20 protein-coding genes and 1 other RNA gene are annotated in these 20,671 nt (G+C 75.1%); 9 read left to right on the top strand and 12 right to left on the bottom strand.

Annotated features, from left to right (window positions below; all coding sequences use genetic code 11):
- Window positions 1-26: 26 nt before the first annotated feature.
- Window positions 27-857, top strand: coding sequence for a dimethylargininase (gene ddaH, locus ACFYNX_RS08305; protein ID WP_365537666.1), 831 nt, complete (start codon window positions 27-29; stop codon window positions 855-857).
- A 60-nt stretch (window positions 858-917) separates the two neighbouring features.
- Here ddaH and ACFYNX_RS08300 read toward each other — a convergent pair whose 3' ends face one another.
- Window positions 918-1,865: an SDR family oxidoreductase gene (locus ACFYNX_RS08300; RefSeq protein ID WP_388658975.1), complete on the bottom strand. Its 948-nt coding sequence runs from the start codon at window positions 1,863-1,865 to the stop codon at window positions 918-920.
- A 129-nt stretch (window positions 1,866-1,994) separates the two neighbouring features.
- On the opposite strand from ACFYNX_RS08300, the gene ACFYNX_RS08295 reads away from it, so the two are divergent.
- The gene (locus ACFYNX_RS08295) at window positions 1,995-2,567 is read left to right on the top strand and encodes a TetR family transcriptional regulator (protein WP_388658972.1); all 573 of its coding nucleotides are present in this window, start codon (window positions 1,995-1,997) and stop codon (window positions 2,565-2,567) included.
- 154 nt (window positions 2,568-2,721) lie between these two features.
- On the opposite strand, the gene ACFYNX_RS08290 is transcribed toward ACFYNX_RS08295, so the two are convergent.
- Together ACFYNX_RS08290 and ACFYNX_RS08285 are read right to left on the bottom strand one after the other, a co-directional pair.
- The gene (locus ACFYNX_RS08290) at window positions 2,722-3,708 is read right to left on the bottom strand and encodes a small ribosomal subunit Rsm22 family protein (RefSeq protein WP_388658969.1); all 987 of its coding nucleotides are present in this window, start codon (window positions 3,706-3,708) and stop codon (window positions 2,722-2,724) included.
- A gap of 9 nt (window positions 3,709-3,717) precedes the next feature.
- Window positions 3,718-5,130: a Bcr/CflA family multidrug efflux MFS transporter gene (locus ACFYNX_RS08285; RefSeq protein ID WP_388659772.1), complete on the bottom strand. Its 1,413-nt coding sequence runs from the start codon at window positions 5,128-5,130 to the stop codon at window positions 3,718-3,720.
- 82 nt (window positions 5,131-5,212) lie between these two features.
- Here ACFYNX_RS08285 and ACFYNX_RS08280 point away from each other — a divergent pair, with 82 nt between their 5' ends.
- Window positions 5,213-6,199, top strand: coding sequence for a Gfo/Idh/MocA family oxidoreductase (locus tag ACFYNX_RS08280; protein WP_365537680.1), 987 nt, complete (start codon window positions 5,213-5,215; stop codon window positions 6,197-6,199).
- 15 nt (window positions 6,200-6,214) lie between these two features.
- Here ACFYNX_RS08280 and ACFYNX_RS08275 read toward each other — a convergent pair whose 3' ends face one another.
- Window positions 6,215-7,846, bottom strand: a complete 1,632-nt coding sequence (locus tag ACFYNX_RS08275) for an alkaline phosphatase D family protein (protein ID WP_388658966.1) — start codon at window positions 7,844-7,846, stop codon at window positions 6,215-6,217.
- 135 nt (window positions 7,847-7,981) lie between these two features.
- Here ACFYNX_RS08275 and ACFYNX_RS08270 point away from each other — a divergent pair, with 135 nt between their 5' ends.
- A complete protein-coding gene (locus tag ACFYNX_RS08270) occupies window positions 7,982-8,725 on the top strand; it encodes an SDR family oxidoreductase (protein ID WP_365537685.1) in 744 nt (247 codons plus the stop codon).
- A 31-nt stretch (window positions 8,726-8,756) separates the two neighbouring features.
- Here the strand turns inward: ACFYNX_RS08270 and ACFYNX_RS08265 are convergent, their stop codons facing one another.
- Both ACFYNX_RS08265 and ACFYNX_RS08260 read right to left on the bottom strand, forming a co-directional pair.
- The gene (locus tag ACFYNX_RS08265; RefSeq protein ID WP_125664573.1) at window positions 8,757-9,080 is read right to left on the bottom strand and encodes a nuclear transport factor 2 family protein; all 324 of its coding nucleotides are present in this window, start codon (window positions 9,078-9,080) and stop codon (window positions 8,757-8,759) included.
- 208 nt (window positions 9,081-9,288) lie between these two features.
- On the bottom strand, window positions 9,289-10,137 hold the full coding sequence (locus tag ACFYNX_RS08260; RefSeq protein ID WP_388658962.1) for a helix-turn-helix domain-containing protein: 849 nt from the start codon (window positions 10,135-10,137) through the stop codon (window positions 9,289-9,291).
- A gap of 144 nt (window positions 10,138-10,281) precedes the next feature.
- Between ACFYNX_RS08260 and ACFYNX_RS08255 the strand changes: the two genes are divergently transcribed.
- Window positions 10,282-10,887, top strand: coding sequence for an NADPH-dependent FMN reductase (locus tag ACFYNX_RS08255; RefSeq protein ID WP_388658960.1), 606 nt, complete (start codon window positions 10,282-10,284; stop codon window positions 10,885-10,887).
- 100 nt (window positions 10,888-10,987) lie between these two features.
- Here the strand turns inward: ACFYNX_RS08255 and rnpB are convergent.
- Window positions 10,988-11,386, bottom strand: an RNA gene (rnpB, locus tag ACFYNX_RS08250) — RNase P RNA component class A.
- A gap of 77 nt (window positions 11,387-11,463) precedes the next feature.
- Between rnpB and ACFYNX_RS08245 the strand changes: the two genes are divergently transcribed.
- A complete protein-coding gene (locus ACFYNX_RS08245; RefSeq protein WP_388658956.1) occupies window positions 11,464-12,231 on the top strand; it encodes a MerR family transcriptional regulator in 768 nt (255 codons plus the stop codon).
- The gene (locus tag ACFYNX_RS08240) at window positions 12,231-13,049 is read left to right on the top strand and encodes a hypothetical protein (protein ID WP_388659770.1); all 819 of its coding nucleotides are present in this window, start codon (window positions 12,231-12,233) and stop codon (window positions 13,047-13,049) included. Before ACFYNX_RS08245 ends, ACFYNX_RS08240 begins: the two co-directional genes overlap by 1 nt.
- Here the strand turns inward: ACFYNX_RS08240 and ACFYNX_RS08235 are convergent.
- Window positions 12,994-14,436, bottom strand: a complete 1,443-nt coding sequence (locus ACFYNX_RS08235; protein WP_388658953.1) for an RNB domain-containing ribonuclease — start codon at window positions 14,434-14,436, stop codon at window positions 12,994-12,996. The genes ACFYNX_RS08240 and ACFYNX_RS08235 overlap by 56 nt on opposite strands.
- Window positions 14,437-14,837: 401 nt before the next feature.
- On the opposite strand from ACFYNX_RS08235, the gene yaaA reads away from it, so the two are divergent.
- Both yaaA and eda read left to right on the top strand, forming a co-directional pair.
- Window positions 14,838-15,605 (top strand): peroxide stress protein YaaA, encoded by a 768-nt coding sequence (yaaA, locus tag ACFYNX_RS08230; protein WP_388658950.1) that lies wholly within the window; start codon window positions 14,838-14,840, stop codon window positions 15,603-15,605.
- Window positions 15,606-15,668: 63 nt separating this feature from the next.
- Window positions 15,669-16,310 carry a bifunctional 4-hydroxy-2-oxoglutarate aldolase/2-dehydro-3-deoxy-phosphogluconate aldolase gene (eda, locus tag ACFYNX_RS08225; protein WP_388658948.1) on the top strand — a complete coding sequence of 214 codons (642 nt, stop codon included), beginning with the start codon at window positions 15,669-15,671 and terminating at the stop codon, window positions 16,308-16,310.
- On the opposite strand, the gene ACFYNX_RS08220 is transcribed toward eda, so the two are convergent.
- The 4 genes from ACFYNX_RS08220 to ACFYNX_RS08205 are packed head-to-tail and all read right to left on the bottom strand — an operon-like array spanning window position 16,297 to window position 20,347.
- A complete protein-coding gene (locus ACFYNX_RS08220) occupies window positions 16,297-17,121 on the bottom strand; it encodes a GNAT family N-acetyltransferase (protein ID WP_388658945.1) in 825 nt (274 codons plus the stop codon). The two genes, eda and ACFYNX_RS08220, sit on opposite strands and share 14 nt — an antisense overlap.
- Window positions 17,122-17,175: 54 nt before the next feature.
- Window positions 17,176-18,789, bottom strand: a complete 1,614-nt coding sequence (locus ACFYNX_RS08215) for a bifunctional RNase H/acid phosphatase (RefSeq protein WP_388658942.1) — start codon at window positions 18,787-18,789, stop codon at window positions 17,176-17,178.
- Window positions 18,789-19,532 carry a zinc ribbon domain-containing protein gene (locus tag ACFYNX_RS08210; protein ID WP_388659767.1) on the bottom strand — a complete coding sequence of 248 codons (744 nt, stop codon included), beginning with the start codon at window positions 19,530-19,532 and terminating at the stop codon, window positions 18,789-18,791. The genes ACFYNX_RS08215 and ACFYNX_RS08210 overlap by 1 nt, the downstream gene beginning before the upstream one ends.
- Window positions 19,529-20,347: a Nif3-like dinuclear metal center hexameric protein gene (locus ACFYNX_RS08205; protein ID WP_388658939.1), complete on the bottom strand. Its 819-nt coding sequence runs from the start codon at window positions 20,345-20,347 to the stop codon at window positions 19,529-19,531. The genes ACFYNX_RS08210 and ACFYNX_RS08205 overlap by 4 nt, the downstream gene beginning before the upstream one ends.
- Between the last annotated feature and the right edge of the window lie 324 nt (window positions 20,348-20,671).

The following is a 20,671-nucleotide window of genomic DNA, read 5'->3' as shown; positions in this document are numbered from 1 at the left end:
CACCGCCCGTCCGTGAGGAGCCCTTCTTGCGCACCACTCCGCGCTCGCCCTCGCCCCGCCGTTACCTGATGTGCCCACCCGCGCACTTCACGGTGACGTACTCCATCAACCCCTGGATGGACCCCACGAAACCGGTCGACCTGCCGCTCGCCCTCGCCCAGTGGGAGGACCTGCGGGACCGCTACCGCGCGCTCGGCCACACCGTGGAGGTCCTGGAGCCCGACCCGGCGCTGCCGGACATGGTCTTCGCGGCGAACGGCGCGACCGTCGTCGGGGGCCGGGTCCTCGGCGCGAGGTTCGCGTACCCCGAGCGCGCGGCCGAGGCCGACGCCCACCTGGCCTGGTTCCGCGACCGGGGCTGGGCGGAGGAGGACCTGCGGATCCCGGAGCACGTGAACGAGGGCGAGGGCGACTTCGCCGTCACCGCCTCCTGGATCCTCGCCGGGCGCGGCTTCCGCGCCAGCCCGCTCTCGCACGGCGAGGCGCAGGAGTTCTTCGGGCGTCCGGTGATCGGCCTGGACCTGGTGGACCCGCGCTACTACCACCTGGACACGGCGCTGTGCGTCCTGGACGACGCCGGCGACGAGATCATGTACTACCCGGCGGCCTTCTCCCCCGGCAGCCGGGCGGTGCTGGCCCGGCTCTTCCCCGACGCCCTGATCGCGACGGAGGAGGACGCGGCGGCCTTCGGGCTCAACGCGGTCGGTGACGGGCGGAACGTCCTGCTGCCGCAGGCGGCGGTGGGCCTCTTCGACCCGCTCCGCGAGCGGGGCTTCGAGCCGGTGGGCATGGATCTGAGCGAGCTCCTCAAGGGCGGCGGCAGCGTGAAGTGCTGCACGCAGGAGCTGCGGCCGTAGGGCTTCGCGGGCCACGGACCGCCGCCCCCGTACCGCGTCCCGGTGCGGGGGCGGCGCGCCTCAGGCGGAGGCGGTGGGGGTGCGGAAGTAGTGCCCCGCCTCCAGGTCCGCCAGGAGTCCCGGCCGTACGGGCCGCCAGCCCGTGAGCTCGCGGGTCAGCGCGCTGGAGGCGGGCTGGTCGGCGGCGAGCACCGCGGCCAGCCACCCGAAGTGGCCGGCGGCCTCCTCGGGCGGCACGGAGGCGGTCGGCAGGCCGAGCCGGCGCCCGACGACCTCGGCGACGTCCCGCAGGGCGACGCCCTCGTCGGCGACGGCGTGCAGCGTCGAGCCGGCCGGGGCCGTCTCCAGGGCGATCCGGAACACGCGGGCGGAGTCGTCGCGGTGGACGGCGGGCCAGCGGTTGGTCCCGTCGCCGTAGTAACCGGCGACGCCCTTCTCGCGGGCGGTGCGGACCAGGGTCGCGACGAAGCCCCGGTCCCCCTCGCCGTGGTTGGTGCGCGGCAGGCGCACGACCGAGGAGCGCACTCCCCGGTCCGCGAGGCCGAGCACGTACTCCCCGGTGGCCATCCGGGTCACCGCGCCCGCGGCGGCGGGCGGGACGGCGTCCACCGGGGGCACGTCGTGCCCGTCGCGCTCGGTGGCCGTCCGGCCCTCCTCCACGGGGGTGCCGGAGGCGAGGACGAACGGCTTGCCGGTGCCGGTCAGCGCCTCCGCCATCGCCTCGACGGCACGGCGGTCCGCCTCGGCGGCGGCCTTCATGTCCCCCCGGGCGAAGGCGGTCTCGTGGTCGAACGCCAGGTGGATCACGCCGTCGGAGGCGGCGGACGCCTCGCGCAGGACGTCGAGGTCGTCGAGGGAGCCGCGGACGGCCTCGGCCCCGGCGGCGGCGAGCGCGGCGGCCGAGGCGTCGGAGCGGGCGAGCCCGACGACCCGGTGCCCCGCGTCGACGAGGCCGGGGACGAGGGCGGAACCGATCCACCCGGTCGCGCCGGTGACGAGAACACGCATGGGAAAGACCTCCTTGTACGAGCCACTGCCAGGGGGCGCCGACGGACGCGGCACCACGGAAGCGATGACAGTCACTGACATCGAAGCTAACACGTGATGACAGCGACTGTCGTCGCGTACCATCGGGGCATGGGGAGATGGGAGCCGAACGCGCGCGGCCGACTGGAGCAGGCGGCCCTGGAGCTGTACGGCGAGCACGGGTTCGACGCGACCACCGCGAAACAGATCGCCGAGCGGGCGGGGCTGACGGAGCGGACCTTCTTCCGGCACTTCGCCGACAAGCGCGAGGTGCTCTTCCCGCACGGGAACCCGCTCCTGGAGCGACTGGTCGGCGCGCTCGCCGACGTCCCGCCGGAGACGGCACCGATCGACGCCGTGTCGGCCGCCCTCCAGGGGGCCTCGGACCTCTTCCGGGAACGGGGGGACCTGGCCCGGCGGCGTCAGGCCGTCATCGCGGCCCACGCCGAGCTGCGGGAGCGCGAGCTGATCAAGCTGGCCGCCCTGGCGGCGGCCCTCGCCGGGGCGCTGCGGGAGCGGGGCGTGCCGGAACCGGCGGCCCGCCTCGCGGCCGAGGCGGGCATGGCCGCCTTCGGGGTCGCCTTCGACCGCTGGATCGTGGACCCGGAGGGCCTGGACCTGTCCCGCCTCGTCCGGGACGCCTTCACGGAGCTGAAGGCGGTGGCCTCGGGCGGGGGGCCGTGAGGCCGGACGGGCGTGGGAAGGCGGTGATGCCGGGTGGGCGTCGGGCAGTGCGCCGGGCGCCGTGGCCCCGGCCGGGCCTCAGGCAGTGCGCCGGGCGCCGTGGCCCCGATCGGGCCTCAGGCGGCGCGCCGGGTGCCGTGCCCCCGGCCGGGCCTCAGAGCGTGTCCCCCTCCGGCGGCCACGGGTCGCCCCACTCCGCGTCACGGGCCTGCTTGTAGAGGGGCCCGTGGCGCTTGGTGACGGTGTCGCGGGAGAGGCCCTCGGAGTCGCAGAGCTCCAGCAGGACCAGGCCCTTGCGGGTCTGCGGCTTGCGGACGATCCGGGCGGCGGCGGGGTCCACCGGGAACCGGGTGGCGGCCACGTACGCGTACTTCTCGTCCTCGTACGCCAGCGAACCGCCCTTCACCTTCCGGTGCAGCGAGGAGCGGCTGACCCGGGCCGAGAAGTGGCACCAGTCCGTGCCGGGCACGATCGGGCAGGCCCCGCTGTGCGGGCAGGGCGCGGCGACGGTGAACCCGGCCCCGACGAGCAGGGCGCGGGCCGCGATGATCCGCTCGTAGCCGTCCGGGGTGCCCGGCTCGACCACGACGACCGCCTGCGCGGCGCGGGCCGCCTCGGTGACGAGCGAGGCGCGGTCGGCCTCGGTCAGTTCCTTGAGGACGTACGAGACGGTGACCAGGTCCGTGTCGGCGAGGCGCAGCGCGCCGCCGATCCGCTCGCGCCGCCACTCCGCGTCGAGGACGCCGCCGGCCAGCTCGCGGCCGAGCGCGAGGGCGGGCTCGGCCCAGTCGAGGACGGTGGTGCGGGGCCGCTGCCCGCCCCAGGCCTCCGCGACGGCCCAGCTCGCCGCGCCCGTGCCGCCGCCGACGTCGGTGTGGGTGCGCGGCGCCCAGTCGGGCGCGGCCTCCCGCAGGGCGTCCAGGACGCCCCGTACCGCCTCGAAGGTCGCCGGCATCCGGTACGCGGCGTACGCGGCGACGTCGGAGCGGTCGCGGAGCACGGGGGCGTCCGTCGGGGTGGTGCCCCGGTAGTTGGCGATCAGCCGGTCGACGGCCTGGGCGGCCCGGTGGGGCGGAAGGTCGGCGAGGAGTCCGGCGAGGGCGGCGCGCAGGGAGTCGGCGGAGGGAGCGGAGGCGTTCACCGGGGCAGTCTAGGCGGCCGGGTCCTGCGCCTTCCCGGCCCGAGCCGTGCCCGGGGCGTTCCGCCACGGGCGGCACAGGCCCAGGAAGCAGGCCAGGGCGAGGACGGCGCAGGTGAGCTGGACGACGGCCATCGGGACGGCCGTGTGCTCGCCCGCGACGCCGACGAGCGGGGAGGCGACGGCGCCGACGAGGAAGGAGGAGGTGCCGAGGAGCGCGGAGGCGGACCCGGCGGCGTGCGGGGTGCGCATCAGGGCCTGGGCGTTGGTGTTCGGCATCGCGAGGCCCATCGCGGACATCAGGACGAAGAGCCCGGCGGCCACGGGCACGAGCCCGACCTCGCCGAGGACCCCGCTGGTCATGAGCAGCAGCGCGGACGCGGCGAGCAGGATGACGCCGAGGCCCCAGCCGAGCACCTTGTCGAGGCTGACGCGGCCGACGAGGAGCTTGCCGTTGATCTGGCCGACGGCGACGAGGCCGACGGAGTTGAGGCCGAAGAGCAGGCTGAAGGTCTGCGGCGAGGCGCCGTAGACCTCCTGGACGACGAACGGCGAGGCGGATATGTACGCGAAGAGGACGGCGAAGGCGAGGCCGCCGGTCAGCATGTAGCCGGTGAAGACCCGGTCCGCGAGGAGTCCCCGCATGGTGCGCAGGGCCTGTCCGACCCCGCCCTCGTGGCGCCGCTCGGGCGGCAGCGTCTCGGCGAGGAAGCGGTGGACGACGAGGGTGAGCAGGACGCCGACGCCGGTGAGGACGTGGAAGACGCCCCGCCAGTCGGTGATCCGCAGGATCTGCCCGCCGATGAGGGGGGCGACGATCGGGGCGACGCCGGAGATCAGCATCAGGGTGGAGAAGAAGCGGGCCATCTCGACGCCGTCGTAGAGGTCGCGGACGACGGCGCGGGCGATGACGATGCCGGCGGCGCCCGCGAGGCCCTGGAGCAGCCGGAAGCCGATGAGGGTCTCGGCGGTGGGCGCGAGGGCGCAGACGGCGGTGGCGAGGACGTACACGACCATGCCGACGAGCAGCGGGCGCCGACGGCCCCACTTGTCGCTCATGGGGCCGACGACGAGCTGGCCGAGGGCCATGCCGGCGAGGCAGGCGGTGAGGGTGAGCTGGACCGTGGCGGCGGGCGCGTGCAGCGCGCCGGTGACCTCCGGCAGGGCCGGGAGGTACATGTCCATGGAGAGCGGGGGGAGGGCGGTGAGGCCGCCCAGGACGAGGGTGACGAGCAGACCGGTCCGCCGGGCAGCGGCGACACCGGGGGCGACGGGGGTGACGGGGGCGGTGGACCCGGCGGGCTCGGTGGACCCGGTGGCCCCGGTCGGGACGGTGATCCCGGCGGAGGCGCCGGCCGCGTCGGGGGTGACGGGCACCTTTTCGGTCGTGTTCCCCTGTGTCGTTCTCTGGCCGCTCTCCGGCATCGACAGCTCCATTTCGTTGAATCCTTGCCTATGCTCTCAGCTCGACCGGCATGGTCGGGACCTCTGTGAGACGGGTGGGGACATGGGCGAGAAGGTGCGCTGGGGGATCCTGGCGACGGGCGGCATCGCGGAGCGGTTCACCACCGACCTGCGGACGCTCGACGACGCCGAGGTGGTGGCGGTGGCCTCCCGCAGCGAGGCGCCCGCGAAGGCCTTCGCGGAGCGGTTCGGGATACCGAGGGCGTACGGGGAGTGGGCCGGGCTCTTCGCCGACGCGGACGTCGACGTGGTGTACGTGGCGACCCCGCACCACGCGCACCGGACGGCGGCCGGCCTCGCCCTGGAGGCGGGCAAGGCGGTGCTCTGCGAGAAGGCCCTCACGCTCAACGCCCGGGAGGCGGCGGAGCTGGTCGCCCTCGCCCGGGACCGGGGCCTCTTCCTGATGGAGGCCATGTGGATGTACTGCAACCCGCTGATCCGGCGGATCGCGGAGCTGGTGCGCGACGGGGCGGTCGGCGAGGTGCGCACGGTCCAGGCGGACTTCGGGCTCGCGGGCCCGTTCGGGGCCGACCACCGGCTGCGGGACCCGAAGACGGGCGGCGGGGCGCTGCTCGACCTCGGGGTGTACCCGGTGGCGTTCGCGCAGTTGCTGCTCGGCGAGCCGGACTCGGTCCAGGCGCACGCGCTGCTCTCGCCGGAGGGCGTCGACCTGAACACGGGGATGCTGCTGGGCTGGTCCGGCACGGGGGCGTCGGCCCTGCTCTCCTGCTCGATCGCCGCGGACACCCCGCTGACGGCCTCGGTGACGGGCTCCCTCGGCCGGATCGACGTGCCGCGCGGCTTCTTCTTCCCGGAGCGGTTCACCCTGCACCGCGAGGGCGCCGAGCCGGAGGAGTTCACGGCGGAGGCCGATCCGCACGGCTTCCGGCACGAGGCCGCCGAGGTGATGCGCTGCCTGCGCGCGGGCGAGAGGGAGTCCCCGCTGGTGCCGCTGGACGGCTCGCTCGCGGTGATGCGGACGCTCGACGCGGTACGGGACCGCATCGGCGTCCGCTATCCCGGGGAGTGACGTCCGTACGAACGGTCACGCGGGTACGAGCCCCGGGTTCCCCGCCTCGGTGACGAAGGAGGCGGCGGTGGTGAGGGGGGCGCCCGGCGTCGTCACGTACGGGACCGTACGGAAGTCGGCGCGGGCGCTCTCGCGGCCGAGGGAGACCTTCACGTACCCCCGCCGCCCGTTGAAGAACCGCAGGTGCGGATTGGCCCGCATGAGCGTGTCGTGGTTCGAGGGGCGGTCGGCGCCGTCCTTGCCGCTGGTGATCGAGGTGGTGACGATCTCGGTGCCGACGGTCCGGGAGGCCGGGTCGCGGAAGTCGGCCTTGAGGTCGAGGCCGTAGGAGACGTGGACGTCGCCGGTGAGCACCATCAGGTTCTCGACGCCGGCGGCCTCCGCGCCCGCCAGGATCCGCTGCCGGGAGGCCGGATAGCCGTCCCAGGAGTCCATGGAGAGCTTGAAGTCGGCGGTGGGGCGGTCGCGGCGCTCGGCGAGGACGACCTGCTGGGGCAGGACGTTCCAGCGGGCCCGGGAGCGGCGCCAGCCGTCGATCAGCCAGCGCTCCTGGGTGGCGCCGGTCAGGGTGCGCGACGGGTCCTCGGACTCGGGCCCCGGGACCTGCCAGCCGTCGCCGTACGCCTGGTCGGAGCGGTACTGGCGGGTGTCGAGGATGTCGAACCGCGCGAGGCGCCCGAAGGTCAGCCGCCGGTACAGCCGCATGTCGGGGCCGTCGGGGAGCTGGGGGCGGCGCAGCGGCTGGTGCTCCCAGTAGGCGCGGTAGGCGGCGGCGCGGCGGAGCAGGAACTCCTCGGGCGGGACGGTGTTCTCGGGAATGTCGTCCGCGTAGTTGTTCTCGGTCTCGTGGTCGTCCCAGGTGACGACGAAGGGGTGGGCGGCGTGCGCGGCCCGCAGGTCGGGGTCGGTCTTGTAGAGGGCGTAGCGCAGCCGGTAGTCCTCCAGGGTGAGCGTCTCGCGGTTGAAGACGGCCGGGAGAACGCGGTCGGTGTAGCCGCGGGCGCCGCCGGTGGCGTCGACGGCGTACTCGTACAGGTAGTCGCCGAGGTGGAAGACGACGTCCACGTCCTCCTGGGCGAGGTGACGGTAGGCGGTGAAGTGGCCGTCGTGGTACGCCTGGCAGGAGACGGCGGCGAGCGAGAGCGACGCGTTGTGCGCTCCGGCGGCGGGAGCCGTACGGGTGCGGCCGACCGGGCTGGTCCAGGCGCCGGCGCGGAAGCGGTAGAAGTACTCCCGGCCGGGTTCGAGGTGCTCGACCTCGACGTGGACGGTGTGCCGGAACTCGGCGTGGGCGGTGGCGGTCCCGCGCCGGACGGTCCGCCGGAAGCGCTCGTCGCGGGCGAGCTCCCAGTGGACGGTGACGCGCCGGTCGGGCAGTCCGCCGTCGGGCTCGAAGGGACGGGGCGCGAGCCGGGTCCAGAGCAGGACGGAGCCGGGCAGGGGGTCGCCGGAGGCGACGCCCAGGGTGAACGGGTCCTCGGTGACGCGCCGGGCGTCGAGCTCGGCGGCGGCCGCGGAGCCCGCGGCGGGCAACTGGGTGGCGAAGGCGAGCGCCGCGGCGGCGCCGGTGACGGTGAGGAACCGCCGCCGCCCGAAGTGCCGTGCGGCGTCACGGAGTTCCTGATGATGCTCATGCGTCCGACTCATGTGCCCCTCCCCTGACGAATGCGGTGCGTCCGTCATTCGAGGGGGCCGGGACGACCGCGTGTTGTCGGGTACAGAACATCCACGTGTCGGACGGATGAGTTCACGGTGCACGCGTCTCGCGTACGCTGCGCGCCCATGAGCATCGCAGTGGTGACGGGAGCGGGTTCGGGCATCGGCCGGAGCGTGGCCCTCGCGCTCGCGGCGGCGGGCTGGTCGGTGGCGCTCGCGGGCCGCCGGGCGGAGCCCCTGGAGGAGACGGCGGCACTCGCCCCGGACGGGGACTTCCTGTGCGCCCCGACGGACGTGACGTCGGAGACGCGGGTCGCGGCCCTCTTCTCCTCGGTACGGGACCGCTACGGGCGCGTGGACCTGCTCTTCAACAACGCCGGTACGTTCGCGGGCGGCGGGACCCCGGTCGAGGACCTGGACCCGGCGACCTGGCGGGCGGTCGTCGACGTCAACCTGACGGGCGCGTTCCTGTGCGCGCAAGCGGCCTTCCGGGCCATGAAGGAGCAGGAGCCGCAGGGCGGCCGGATCATCAACAACGGCTCGATCTCGGCCCACGTGCCGCGCCCGCACTCGATCGCGTACACGGCGACGAAGCACGCGATGACGGGCCTGACGAAGTCCCTGTCCCTGGACGGGCGCCCGTACCGGATCGCCTGCGGCCAGCTCGACATCGGCAACGCGGCGACCGACATGACGGCCCGCATGCGGTCGGGCATCCTCCAGGCGGACGGCCGGCTGGCCCCGGAGCCGGTGATGGACGCGGCGGACGTGGCGGCGACGGTGGTGCACATGGCGGGGCTGCCGTTGGAGGCGAACGTGCAGTTCGCGACGGTGATGGCGACGGCGATGCCGTACGTCGGCCGGGGCTGAGCCCCCGGCCGGCGCACGGCCCCGCTCCTTCCTAGGCCTGTCCGGTCTCGAACCGGGCGACCTTCCCGTCCTCGACGGTGAACCGCCAGCGGGTCCGCATCTCGCCCCAGGTGTCGTTGCGGTACCGGGCGACGAGGTCGCGCCCGTCGGCCTTCTGGGACTCGACCTCCATGTGGCCGCGCGAGGAGAAGACCTCCTTCTCGGTCCAGGCGTCGAGGTCCCGGTCGGTACCGTCGTCGGACATGGTGGCACCGGGCGCGAGGGCCGCCCGGAAGGCCTCCTGGTCGTTGGCGTTGAGGGCCGCGACGAAGGCGCGCACGGCCGGGTCGGAGAGCTGCTCCACGGGAATGGTCATGCCCTACCGGTACACCGCCCGCCCCGCCCTTCCCCCGGAACCGGGCCGCACGCCCCGGCGTGTCAGCGACGGGGCTGGGCCACCTGGAGGAGCGGACGGGCGGGGCCGAGCGGGTTCACCGGACGCATCGTCGACCCGGCCGCCCCGGCCGTCGACCCGGCCGTCGACCCGGCCGCTCGAACCGTAGCCCCGGCCGTCGGCGTATCGCTCAGACGGCCCGCAGGGCGCCGGGGCGGCGGCCGGTGAGGCGGTCGAGCGCGGCGGCGGTCGCGTCGTCGGCCGGCAGGTGGACGACGAGCTGCTGGTCGTCGTCGGCGGTCAGGTCGAGCGTCTCGTACGCCAGCCGCACCTCCCCCACCCGCGGGTGGACCATGCGCACCACACCGTTCGCCCGCGGCAGCCCCGGCAGCGTCCGCAGCCGGCCGGTGAACGGTTCTCCGGAGGACACCGTCAGCTCGTCCATCAGCGCGCCGATGTGGACGTCGGTCTGCCCCGGCCCCTGTTTGAGGGCCGCGACCTGTTCGTCGGCGACCGCGTCCCAGTCCGGGTAGACCGTGCGCGCCCGGGGGTCGGTGAAGACGAAGCGGGCGAGGCTGGGCGGTGCGCCGTCCAGCAGGCCGAGCGGTTCGGCCAGCCGCCGGTACCCGTCCGTGCGGGCCAGGATCTCGCTCAGCCGGTTCACCAACACGGCGGGCGCCGGTTCCAGGCTCTCCAGCAGGGCCCGCACCGTGGCCCTGACCCTCCTGTTCGGTCCCGCGCCGCCCCGGCAACTGAAACCGGGGTCGGCGCCCTTGGCGAGCCGGTACAGATGGACCCGTTCGCCGGGGGTGAGCAGCAGCGCGTCCGCCAGGGCCGCCAGCACCTGCACCGAGGGCCTGCGGTCCCGCCCCTGCTCCAGCCTGGTGACGTACTCGACGCTCACCCCGGCGAGCGTCGCCAGTTCCGCGCGGCGCAGTCCCGGCGTACGGCGACGCGGCCCGGCGGGCAGCCCGACCCCGGCCGGTGTGACGGCTTCCCGGCGCAGCCGCAGGAAGAGGCCGAGCTCGTTGTCGCTCATCTCCCGAACGTAACACCGGCCGCCCCGGCGGATCGTGGCCCCGCCACTACCACCCTCCGCCCGGCCTCCCTCGTCCGTCGCCGGTCCGGCACCGTGGTGCGCACGCCCCGGTCCGGGGCGGCGTCCCCCAGGAGAGGTACGAGCATGTCCAGCGCACGATTGAACCTCGCAGTGATCGTCGGCAGTGTCCGGGAGGGTCGCTTCGGCCCGGTGGTGGCCGACTGGTTCGTCGAACAGGCCCAGCGCCACGGCGAGTTCACGGTCGACCTGATCGACCTGGCGGACGTCGACCTCCCGCTCGCGCTGCCGCCCACTCCGCCGGCCCTGGACCCCGACCTGCCGCGCCCCGAGGGCGTGGCCGAGCTGACCCGGCGGCTCGACGCCGCCGACGCGGTCGTCATCGTGACGCCCGACTACAACCGCAGCTTCCCGGCGTCCCTCAAGGCCGCCATCGACTGGCACTACACCCAGTGGAGGGCCAAGCCGATCGGCTTCGTCGGCTACAGCGGCCTCAGCGGCGGGCTGCTGGCGATCGAGCACCTGCGGCAGGTCTTCAACGAGTTGCACGCCCACACCGTGCGCGACTACGTCACCTTCCCCAGCTACTACCTGCTCTTCTCCCCCGACGGCACGCTCCACGACCCGGAGGGCCCCGAGAACGCCGCCGAGACCATGCTCGACCAGTTGCTCTGGTGGGGCACGGCCCTCCACGACGCCCGCCACACCCACCTGCGGCTCGCGAGCCGGTAGTGCTCCCGGGGCTCACGGGAGGAGGACAGGCGAATCGGGCCGGCCTCGCCGCCGGTACGGGTCCACGGCGACGGGCGCACCCGTGGAAGCGGAGAGGGGGCAGACGAGTCGGGCTGTACGCCGGGTTCTGTGCCCCGGGACCTCGCGGTCGTCGGGGTGACGGCCATCCATCTAGGGCCGGCGTTGCCGCCGGCCTCCTGCGGTCTACCCGCGGACTCGGGCGAGCAGCCCTCGAACATCCGCGCAGGGACACCGGGGTGTCCCCTCTTGACCTTGCTCCGAGTGGGGTTTACCTAGCCGCCTGAGTCACCTCAGGCGCTGGTGGTCTCTTACACCACCGTTTCACCCTTACCGGGGACCGAGGTCCCCGGCGGTCTGTTTTCTGTGGCACTGTCCCGCGGGTCACCCCGGGTGGCCGTTAGCCACCACCCTGCTCTGTGGAGCCCGGACGTTCCTCGGGAGGATCCGAGGATCCCCACGCGGCCGCCCGCCCGGCTCGTCTGCCGTGCCGACCATGCTACCCGCCCACCGGCCCGCGCTTGACCCTGCCGCAGCGTCAGGGTTTCTACTGGCCCCATGCGCATCGGCGAGATCGCCGCCCTGGTCGGGGTCACCCCCCGGGCCGTGCGGCACTACCACCAGTCCGGGCTGCTGCCCGAGCCCCCGCGGCGGGCCAACGGGTACCGGGAGTACGGCGTCCGGGACGCCGTCCTGCTCGCCCGGATCCGGCGGCTCACCGAGCTGGGACTCGGCCTCGACGAGGTGCGGGACGTGCTCGCGGGCGACGAGGGGCGCGGGCTCGTGGAGGTCCTCCAGGAACTGGCCGACGACCTCGCCCGGCAGGAGGCCGTCCTGCGGGAGCGGCGGGAGCGCCTCGCCGTCCTGCTCGCCGAGGCGCGGGCCGGGCACCTGCCCGCCGACGGGCCCGTCTCGCCGGAGTTCGCCGCGCTCCTGGCGGGCCTGGGCGAGCTGCCCGCCTCCCCCATGGCCGCGAAGGACCGGGAGGTCCTCGCCCTGCTCGACGCCGTCGTACCGGCGGAGGACCGGGCGCGCCTGATGGAGACCCTGCGCGGCACGGCCTCGTCCGCGCACGAGGTGTACGCGCTCTTCGACGCCCTGGAGGACGCCGCGCCGGACGATCCCCGTGTGGAGGGGGCCGCCCGGGTGCTCGCCGGCTGCCTGCCGGACGCGGCCGGAGCCGGACTGCCGGAGCGGGCCGTGGGCGGGCGCCTGCCCGGGGCCCTCCTCGCCGACGCCGTCTTCGCGGACCTCTTCCCCGCCCAGGAGGCGGCCCTGCGCCTCGCGATACGGATCGTCCAAGAGCGGCAGGAGGGAGCTTCGTGATGGTTCTCCTCCGGCGCCTCTCCTGGGTCCTCCTTCCCCTCGAAGTCGTCCTCGTCCTCTGTCTCGTCGGGGGCGTGCGGGTGCCCGGTGTCGTTCTCGGCGTCGCCGAGGCCCTCGTCGGCTCGCTCCTCCTCGCCGAAGGCCTCGTCTACCTGCGGTTGCGGCGGCGCGGGCTCTCGCGGCGGGAGGCCGTCGCGGAGCTGGTGCCCGGGCCCGTGCTGCGGCTCCTCGGGCACGAGCTGCGGCTGCTCGCGAGCCTGGGGCGGTGGGTCGCGCGCCGGCCGCACGGGACCGACGGCGCGGACGGGGTGTTCCCGCACGCCCGCGACCAGGCGGCGCTGATGTACGGCTTCGCCTTCGTCTGCGTGGTCGAGACCGTCGGCCTGTCGTACCTGCTCGCCCGCCGACCCCTCGTCCACGGGATCGTCCTCGTCCTGGACGTCTACACCGTGCTCTTCGTCCTCGGCCTGCACGCCGCCTCCGCGACCCGCCCGCACGTCCTCGCCGGGGGCGTCCTGCGGCTGCGGCAGGCCGCCCACGTCGACCTGCGGATCCCGCTCGACCGGATCGCGTCCGTGCGACGGGAGACGCTGTTCTCCCACGAGAGGGCCGACGGCGAGCTGAACCTCGCCGTCGGCGCGCAGACCTCCGTCACCGTCGAGCTGACCGATCCGGTCGACGCGCCCCGGCTGTTCGGCGCGCCCCGGCCCGTACGGGTCGTCAGGGTCCACGCCGACGACCCGCAAGCCCTGTACGGAGCCCTCACGCGGGCGCGAACAGCACCTTCGCCCGCCCCGGGTCCGCCTCCGCGAGCCTGACCCGCAGCCACTCCCCCAGCGGCAGCGCGGACTCGCCGCCCGCGATCCGGGCGACCACCGCCGGGTCGTCCAGGTGGACGGTGCCGGTGGACGGCTCGCGCTCCTTGACGTCGATCACGTACGCGTCGAAGAGCTCCCCGACCCGGTCCTTCAGGAGCGCCGCCTCGACGATGTCGACGCTCTCGCGCTCGACGGCGCCGGCGCGGCGCGAGCCCGTGGCCATCTCGTCGGGGAGGGCGGGCAGGGCGGCCCGTACCCACTCGGGCGGCTCGTCCCCGGCGACCGCCGCCACGCACAGCTCGCTCGCGTACCGGTCGACGAGCCGGCGCAGAGGAGCCGTGCAGTGGGTGTACTCGTCGGCGACGGCGGCGTGCACGGCCGGGACGGGGACGTGGCCGTCGGTGAAGACGGTGTACCCGGCGCCGCGCAGGAGGGTGGTGCACTCCTGGAGGAAGGCGGCGTGGCGCGGGTTCGAGGGGTCGGCGGAGCGGACGACGTCGGCGTACGGGACGTGGTGCGGCCATTCGACGCCGAGGGCCTGCGCGGAGCGGCGCAGCCGGGCCACGGCGCCGTCGGGCGCGGTGGGGAGGGTGCGCAGGATGCCGGTGCCGGCGGCGGTCATCAGGTCGGCGGCGGCCATGCCGGTGAGCAGGGAGATCTGCGCGTTCCAGCTCTCGGAGGGGAGCGGGGCCCGGTAGACGAGGTCGTAGCCGTGGTCGCGCTCGACGATCTCCTGCTCGGGGACGTCGAGGGAGATCCCGCCGCGCTCGATCTCGATGTTCTCGCGCAGGCGTCCGATCTCGCGGAGCAGGGCGACGGGCTCCTCGGCGGTGCCGGAGTCGATCTGCCGCTGCACGCCCGCGTAGTCGAGTTTGGCGCGGCTGCGGACGAGGGCGCGGCGGACGTCGGTGGCGACCCTGCGCCCCTCGGCGTCGAGGTCGATCCGCCACAGCACGGCCGGGCGTGGCTCGCCGGGGAGGAGGCTGGCGGCGCCCTCGGAGAGGACGGCGGGGTGGAGGGGGACCTTGCCGTCGGGGAAGTAGAGGGTGAGGACCCGGCGGTGCGCCTCCGCGTCGAGCGCGGAGCCGGGCGCGACGAAGGCGGCGACGTCGGCGATGGCGTAGTGGACGCGGTAGCCGCCGTCGGCCCTGCGGGCCAGGTGCACGGCCTGGTCGAGGTCGGTGGAGGCGGGCGGGTCGACGGTGAAGAAGGGCAGGTCGGTGGCGTCGTGCGCCGGGAGCCGGGGCGCCTTCGCGGCGGCCTCGGCCTCGGCGAGGACGGCGGGCGGGAACTCCTCGGGGACCGCGAGTTCGGTCCGGAGCGCGCGCAGGGCGGCCCGCAACGGAGCCTCGGCTGCGCCGGTCACGTGTATGGGGCGGCGGGGCATGGACCGAGCGTAGGGGGCGGGGGCGGGTACGTCATGTCGGGGCGGGTGCGTAGGGCGGGACGGGTGCGTAAGGGTGCGGGTGCGTAAGTCGGCGCGGGTACGCAGGGCGGGGCGGGTCCGTCATGTCGGGGGGGGCGGGTACGCAGGGCGGTGCGGGTCCCTCATGTCAGGGGCGGGCCCGTATGTCGGTGCGGGTCCCCCCATGCCGTGCGGGCCCCCATGCCGTGCGGGCCCCCCATGCCGTGCGGGCCCCCCATGCCGTGCGGGTCCCCCATGCCGACGCGGGCGCCTCACGCGCCGGCGGCTCCATGAACCGGCGGCGCCCTGCGCACCGGCCGCGCTTTGTAGGCTGGGCCGCCGGGGCCGCACCCCCACCCCCGTACGGACGAAGGAGAACCACCGTGCTCGTGCTGCTGCCGCCCTCCGAAGGCAAGGCTCCGTCGGGGAGCGGGGCGCCCCTCAAGCCGGAGTCGCTGTCCCTGCCGGGGCTCGCGGAGGCGCGGGCGGCGGTCCTGGACGAGCTGGTCGAGCTGTGCGCCGCCGACGAGGAGAAGGCCCGCGAGGTGCTCGGCCTGAGCGAGGGGCTGCGCGGCGAGGTCGCGAAGAACGTCGAGCTGCGGACGGCCGGCGCGCGTCCGGCCGGGGAGGTCTACACCGGCGTCCTGTACGACGCGCTCGGCCTGGCGACCCTGGACGCGGCGGCCCGGGAGCGGGCCGGGGACGCGCTCCTGGTCTTCTCCGGTCTGTGGGGCGCCGTGAAGGTGACCGACCGCATCCCGTCGTACCGCTGCTCGATGGGGATCAAGCTGCCGGGCCTCGGCGCGCTCGGCGCGTACTGGCGGGGCCCGATGGCCTCCGTCCTTCCCGAGGCGGCCGGGGACGGCCTGGTCCTGGACCTGCGCTCGTCGGCGTACGCGACGGCGTGGCGGCCGAAGGGGGAGGTGGCGGCGCGGACGGCGACGGTACGGGTGCTGCACGCGCCGACCCGGAAGGTGGTCAGCCACTTCAACAAGGCGACGAAGGGCCGGATCGTACGGAGCCTCCTGGAGGCGGGCGCGGATCCGGCGACCCCGGCGGAGCTGGTGGAGGCGCTGCGGGACCTGCAGTACGTGGTGGAGGAGGGCGGCAAGGCGGGGGCGCTCGACGTCCTGGTGGACGAGATCCACTGAGGCCTCGTTGCGTCCTGCGCAACGCTCGTTGCGGGTGACGCTCCACCTCGTCAGGATGAGGCCATGACGAGCGTGTTCGACCTTGCCCCGGAAGCCCCCGTCGTCCCCGTGGTGGTGATCGAGGACGCCGCCGACGCGGTCCCCCTGGCCCGCGCCCTGGTGGCCGGCGGGCTGCCGCTGATCGAGGTCACCCTGCGCACCCCGGCCGCGCTCGACGCCTTGCGGGCCGTCGCGGACGGGGTGCCGGAGGCGGTCGTCGGCGCCGGGACCGTCGTCTCGGCAGCCGGGGTCGCGGACGCGGTCGGCGCCGGGGCCCGGTTCCTGGTCAGCCCCGGCTGGACGGGGCGGCTGCTCGGCGCGATGCGGGAGTCGGGCGTGCCCTTCCTGCCGGGGGTCTCGACGGCCTCGGAGGTCGTGGCGCTGCTCGAACAGGGCGTGGACGCCATGAAGTTCTTCCCGGCGGAGGCGGCGGGCGGCGTCCCGTACCTGAAGTCCCTCGCGGGCCCGCTCCCGCAGGCCCGTTTCTGTCCGACCGGCGGCGTCTCCGCCGCCTCCGCCCCCGCCTACCTCGCCCTGCCGAACGTCGGCTGCGTCGGCGGTACGTGGATGCTGCCGCCCGACGCCCTCGCGGCCCGCGACTGGGCCCGGGTCGAGTCCCTCGCGCGCGAGGCGGCGGCGCTGCGGACGCCCGTCAGCGGCCGGTGAACGCGACGGTCAGGTGGTCGGTCACCGGGCGGTAGCCGAGCCGCCGGTACAGGGCGTTGCTGGTGGGGTTGGCCAGGTCCGTGAAGAGCAGGACCCGCGCGGCCCCGGCGTCCCGGGCGGCGCGGGTGGCGGCGGTGGTGACCCCGGCGGCGTATCCGCGTCCGCGGGCGGCGGGCGGGGTGTAGACGAGGTGGACGCGGGAGTGGCCCTCGGCCACGGGTGAGAAGGAGGCCATGGAGACGGGCCGCCCCTGGTTCTCTTCCCCTCCCGATTCCCAGAGGAGCATCCGGCCGTCGGAGATCCGCTCCGTGACGGGCCCGGTGTAGTCCTCCGCCGGCTCCTCGCCGAGGTCCCGGACGAACTCCCGTGCCCAGGCGGCGGCGAGGAGTACGTCGGCGGCGGTGGCGACGCGGGCGCGCCCGGCGGGGGCGGGGTCCGGCGGGGTGAGCGTCCCGAGCCGGAAGAGCCGCATCCGGAAGGTGGCGGTCCAGGGGCGTCCCGTGGCCTCCGCGAACGCCTCGACGGCCGTCGTCTCGCCTCGCAGGACGGCCACCCCCTCGTCCCCGAAGGGGTCCGGCAGGGAGGCGAGCGCGCGGGCCGCCTCCGGCGTCACCGTCCCGAAGGTCGGCTGCCCCGGCGCGGCCACCACGAGCACCCCGGTGACCCGCCCGCCGGGCTCGGTCCACCAGCCGAGCCGCCCGGCGGTGTCCATGAGCGTGAACACGCCGGTGTTGCGGGCGGGCTCGGCGGACAGGAGGGCGCCGGCGGCCGCGCGGAAGACGGCGGGGTCCTCGGTGAAGTGCCAGGTCATGGATGGTGATGGTGGTACGGGGGCGGGTCTCCCCGCCACCCGTTTTCCACCGTCCTACCTGAGGTGCGAGGTGTCGTTGAGGAGGCGTACGGAGGCGTTGCCGTCGGCGTAGTAGGCGACGGCCGAGATCGAGGCGGCCGACAGCTCCATGCGGAACAGGGACTCCGGCGGGGCGCCGAGGGCGAGCCGGACCAGGGTCTTGATCGGCGTGACGTGCGTGACGAGGAGGACCGTGCGGCCCGCATGGGCGGCGGTCAGCCGGTCCCGGGCCGCGCCGACGCGCCGGGCGACGGTCGCGAAGCTCTCGCCGCCGCCGGTCGGCGCGGCCTTCGGGGAGGCGAGCCAGGCGTCGAGGTCCTCGGAGTACCGCTCGCGGACCTCGCCGAAGGTCAGCCCCTCCCAGGCTCCGAAGTCGGTCTCCCGCAGGCCCTGTTCGATCTGCACGCCGAGTCCGAGGCGGGCGGCGACGGCGGCGGCGGTCTGGCGGCAGCGGGTCAGGGGCGAGCTGACGATCTCCTGGACGGTGCCGCGGGCGGCCAGCGCGGCGGCCACGGCCTCGGCCTGCCGCAGTCCGGCCGCCGACAGCTCGGGGTCGGTCCCGCCGCTCCCGGAGAACCGCTTCTCGGGGGTGAGCGCGGTCTCCCCGTGCCGCAGCAGCACGAAGGTCGCGGGCGCGCCCATGTCGGGGGCGGCCCAGCCCTGCGGGGAGGTGCCTCGCGGCTGTACGGAGGCGGGGGCGCCGGCCCGTGCGGTTCCGGTACCGGTGGTACCGGCCGCGGTGGTCGTGGCGACCGCGCGGCCCGCCGACGCCAGGGCACCGGCCTCGGCCTCGAAGTCGCCCGAGGCGACGGGGGTGGAGGAGGTCGCCGTGGCCTCTTCGGTGCCGGGCGAGGCCGCCGTGGCTTCCGCGGGGGCGGGTGAGGCCGCCGTGGCCTCTTCGGCGGCGGACGGGGTCGCCGTACCTTCCTCGCTGCCGGGCGGGGCCGCCGTGGCCTCTTCGGCGGCGAACAGGCCGTCGTCCACGGCCGGCCAGGCGCCCGCGCCTGCGCCCGTACCCACGCCCGCACCCGCAGACGTACCCGTACGCGTCCCCGCACTCGTACCGGCGGCAGTCGTCGACAGCGCCGCCCTCGCCCGCGCGGCCCCCGCCCGCGCGTCGCCCGGCGGGCCCGACGGCGGCGGGGCGGCGGCGTTGCGGGCGGCCGAGGCGTCGAGGGACGCCGTGGAGCCGGAGGGCTCCCACTGGCGGCCGAGCCGCCCCGCGTCCATCGCCTCGTTCGCCAGCCGGTCCGCGTGCTTGTTCCGCTCGCGCGGGATCCACTCGTAGCGGACGCGGCCCGCCGGGAAGACCCGGCCGGCCTCGGCCGCGAGCGGCTTCATGTCCGGGTGCTTGATCTTCCAGCGGCCGGACATCTGCTCGACGACCAGCTTGGAGTCCATGCGGACGTGGACCGTGGCGTCCGGGAAGAGCTCCCGGGCCACCTTGAGGCCCGCGACCAGGCCCTTGTACTCGGCGACGTTGTTCGTCGCCACACCGATGTACTCGGCGGCCTCGGCGAGCGTCTCGCCCGTCGCCGCGTCCAGGACCACCGCCCCGTACCCGGCGGGTCCCGGGTTGCCCCGGGAGCCCCCGTCCGCCTCGACGACGAGCTCGCGCGCGGAGGTCATTACAGGCCGGACTCCGAGGTGCGGACGAGGATCCGGCGGCAGTTCTCGCACCGGACGACCGCGTCCTTGGCGGCGGCGCGGACCTCGTTGAGCTCGGTGATGTTGAGCTCGATGTGGCAGCCCTCGCACTTGCGCTGGTACAGGCGGGCCGCGCCCACGCCGCCCTGCTGCTCGCGCAGCTTCTCGTACAGCTTGAGCAGGTCGGCCGGGACGGAGCCCGCGACGAGCTCGCGCTCCTTGGTGACGGAGGCGGCCTCGGCGTCCAGCTCGGCCTGGGCGGCGTCGCGGCGGGTGGTGGCGTCGTCGGTCTTGGCCTGGACGGCGGAGACGCGCTCGGTCAGCTCGGCGAGGCGCTCCTGGACCGACTCGCGGCGCTCCATGACCTCCAGGACGACCTCCTCCAGGTCGCCCTGGCGCTTGGCGAGGGAGACGATCTCGCGCTGGAGGTTCTCCAGGTCCTTCGGGGAGGAGACGGCGCCGGAGTCCAGGCGCTGCTGGTCGCGCGCGGCGCGCTGGCGGACCTGGTCGACGTCCTGCTCGGCCTTGGTCTGCTCGCGGCCGCAGTCGCTCTCCTCGGTCTGCGCGGCGACGAGCAGGTCGCGCAGTTGGGTGAGGTCCTTGGTGAGCGCCTCGATCTCGGCGTGCTCGGGCAGCGAGCGGCGCTTGTGGGCGAGCTGCTGGAGGCGGACGTCCAGGGCCTGGACGTCGAGGAGGCGGATCTGGTCGGCGGGCGCGGCGTTCAGTTGGGGGCTCCAGGAGAGGTGTGGTGGGAGGACCAGGGGTCGGTGACCGTCTTCGAGACGTGGACGCGGAGGTCCCAGCCGTGACGGTCGGAGATCGCGTCGAGCTGCGCGGCGGCCTGCTCGCACCAGGGCCACTCGGTGGCCCAGTGGGCGGCGTCGACCAGGCCCAGCGGGGTCCGCTGGGTGGCCTCGGAGACGGGGTGGTGGCGCAGGTCGGAGGTGAGGAAGGCGTCCACGCCCGCGGCCCGCACGGCGTCGAAGAGGCTGTCGCCGGAGCCGCCGCTGACGGCGACGCGGCGCACGGTCATGCCGGGGTCGCCGGCGACGCGGACGCCCTGCGCGGTGGCGGGCAGCCGCGCGGCGGCGCGGGCGGCGAACTCGGCGAGGGTCTCGGGGTGGTCGAGCTCGCAGATCCGGCCGAGGCCGTTCTCGGGGACGAGCGGACCGGTGACGCGCAGGTCGAGGGCGCCGGCGAGGGCGTCGGAGACGCCGGGGTCGGCGGTGTCGGCGTTGGTGTGCGCGACGTGGAGGGCGATGTCGTTCTTGATGAGGTCGTGCACGACGCGGCCCTTGAAGTGGCCGGCCGCGACCGTCGTCGTACCGCGCAGGTAGAGCGGGTGGTGGGCGACGATCAGGTCGGCGCCGAGGGAGACGGCCTCGTCGACGATCTCCTGGACGGGGTCGACGGCGAAGAGGACGCGGCCGACCCGGGCGTCGGGGTCGCCGCAGACGGTGCCGACGGCGTCCCACTGCTCGGCCCGGTCGGGCGGCCAGAGGGCGTCGAGCTCGGCGATGACTTCAGACAGACGGGGCACGGGGGAAAGGCTACCTGTCCCGCGCGCTCCACCGCCCTGGCCTGTGGATAACCCCGGCGCCCGCCCCTTCGGCTCCGCTCCGTCGCTGGATGACCCCGACTCCGCTCCCTCGGCTTCGCCTTGTCGACGGACGACCCCGACGTCCGCCCCTTCGGCTCCGCCCCGTCGCCGGACGACCCCGACGCCCACCCCTTCGACTTCGCCCCTTCGGCTTCATCCCATCGCCGGACGACCCCGACTCCGCCCCCTCGGCTCCGCCCCGCCACCGGAGCCGCCGACTCCACTTAGGCTCCCCTTACCCCGGGTCACCGCCGGTCACTCCAG

Source organism: Streptomyces sp. NPDC007872 (assembly GCF_042868165.1).
GTDB lineage: Bacteria > Actinomycetota > Actinomycetes > Streptomycetales > Streptomycetaceae > Streptomyces.
The sequence above is the reverse complement of the archived record's forward strand: the minus strand, read 5'-3'. Positions and strand labels throughout refer to the sequence as shown.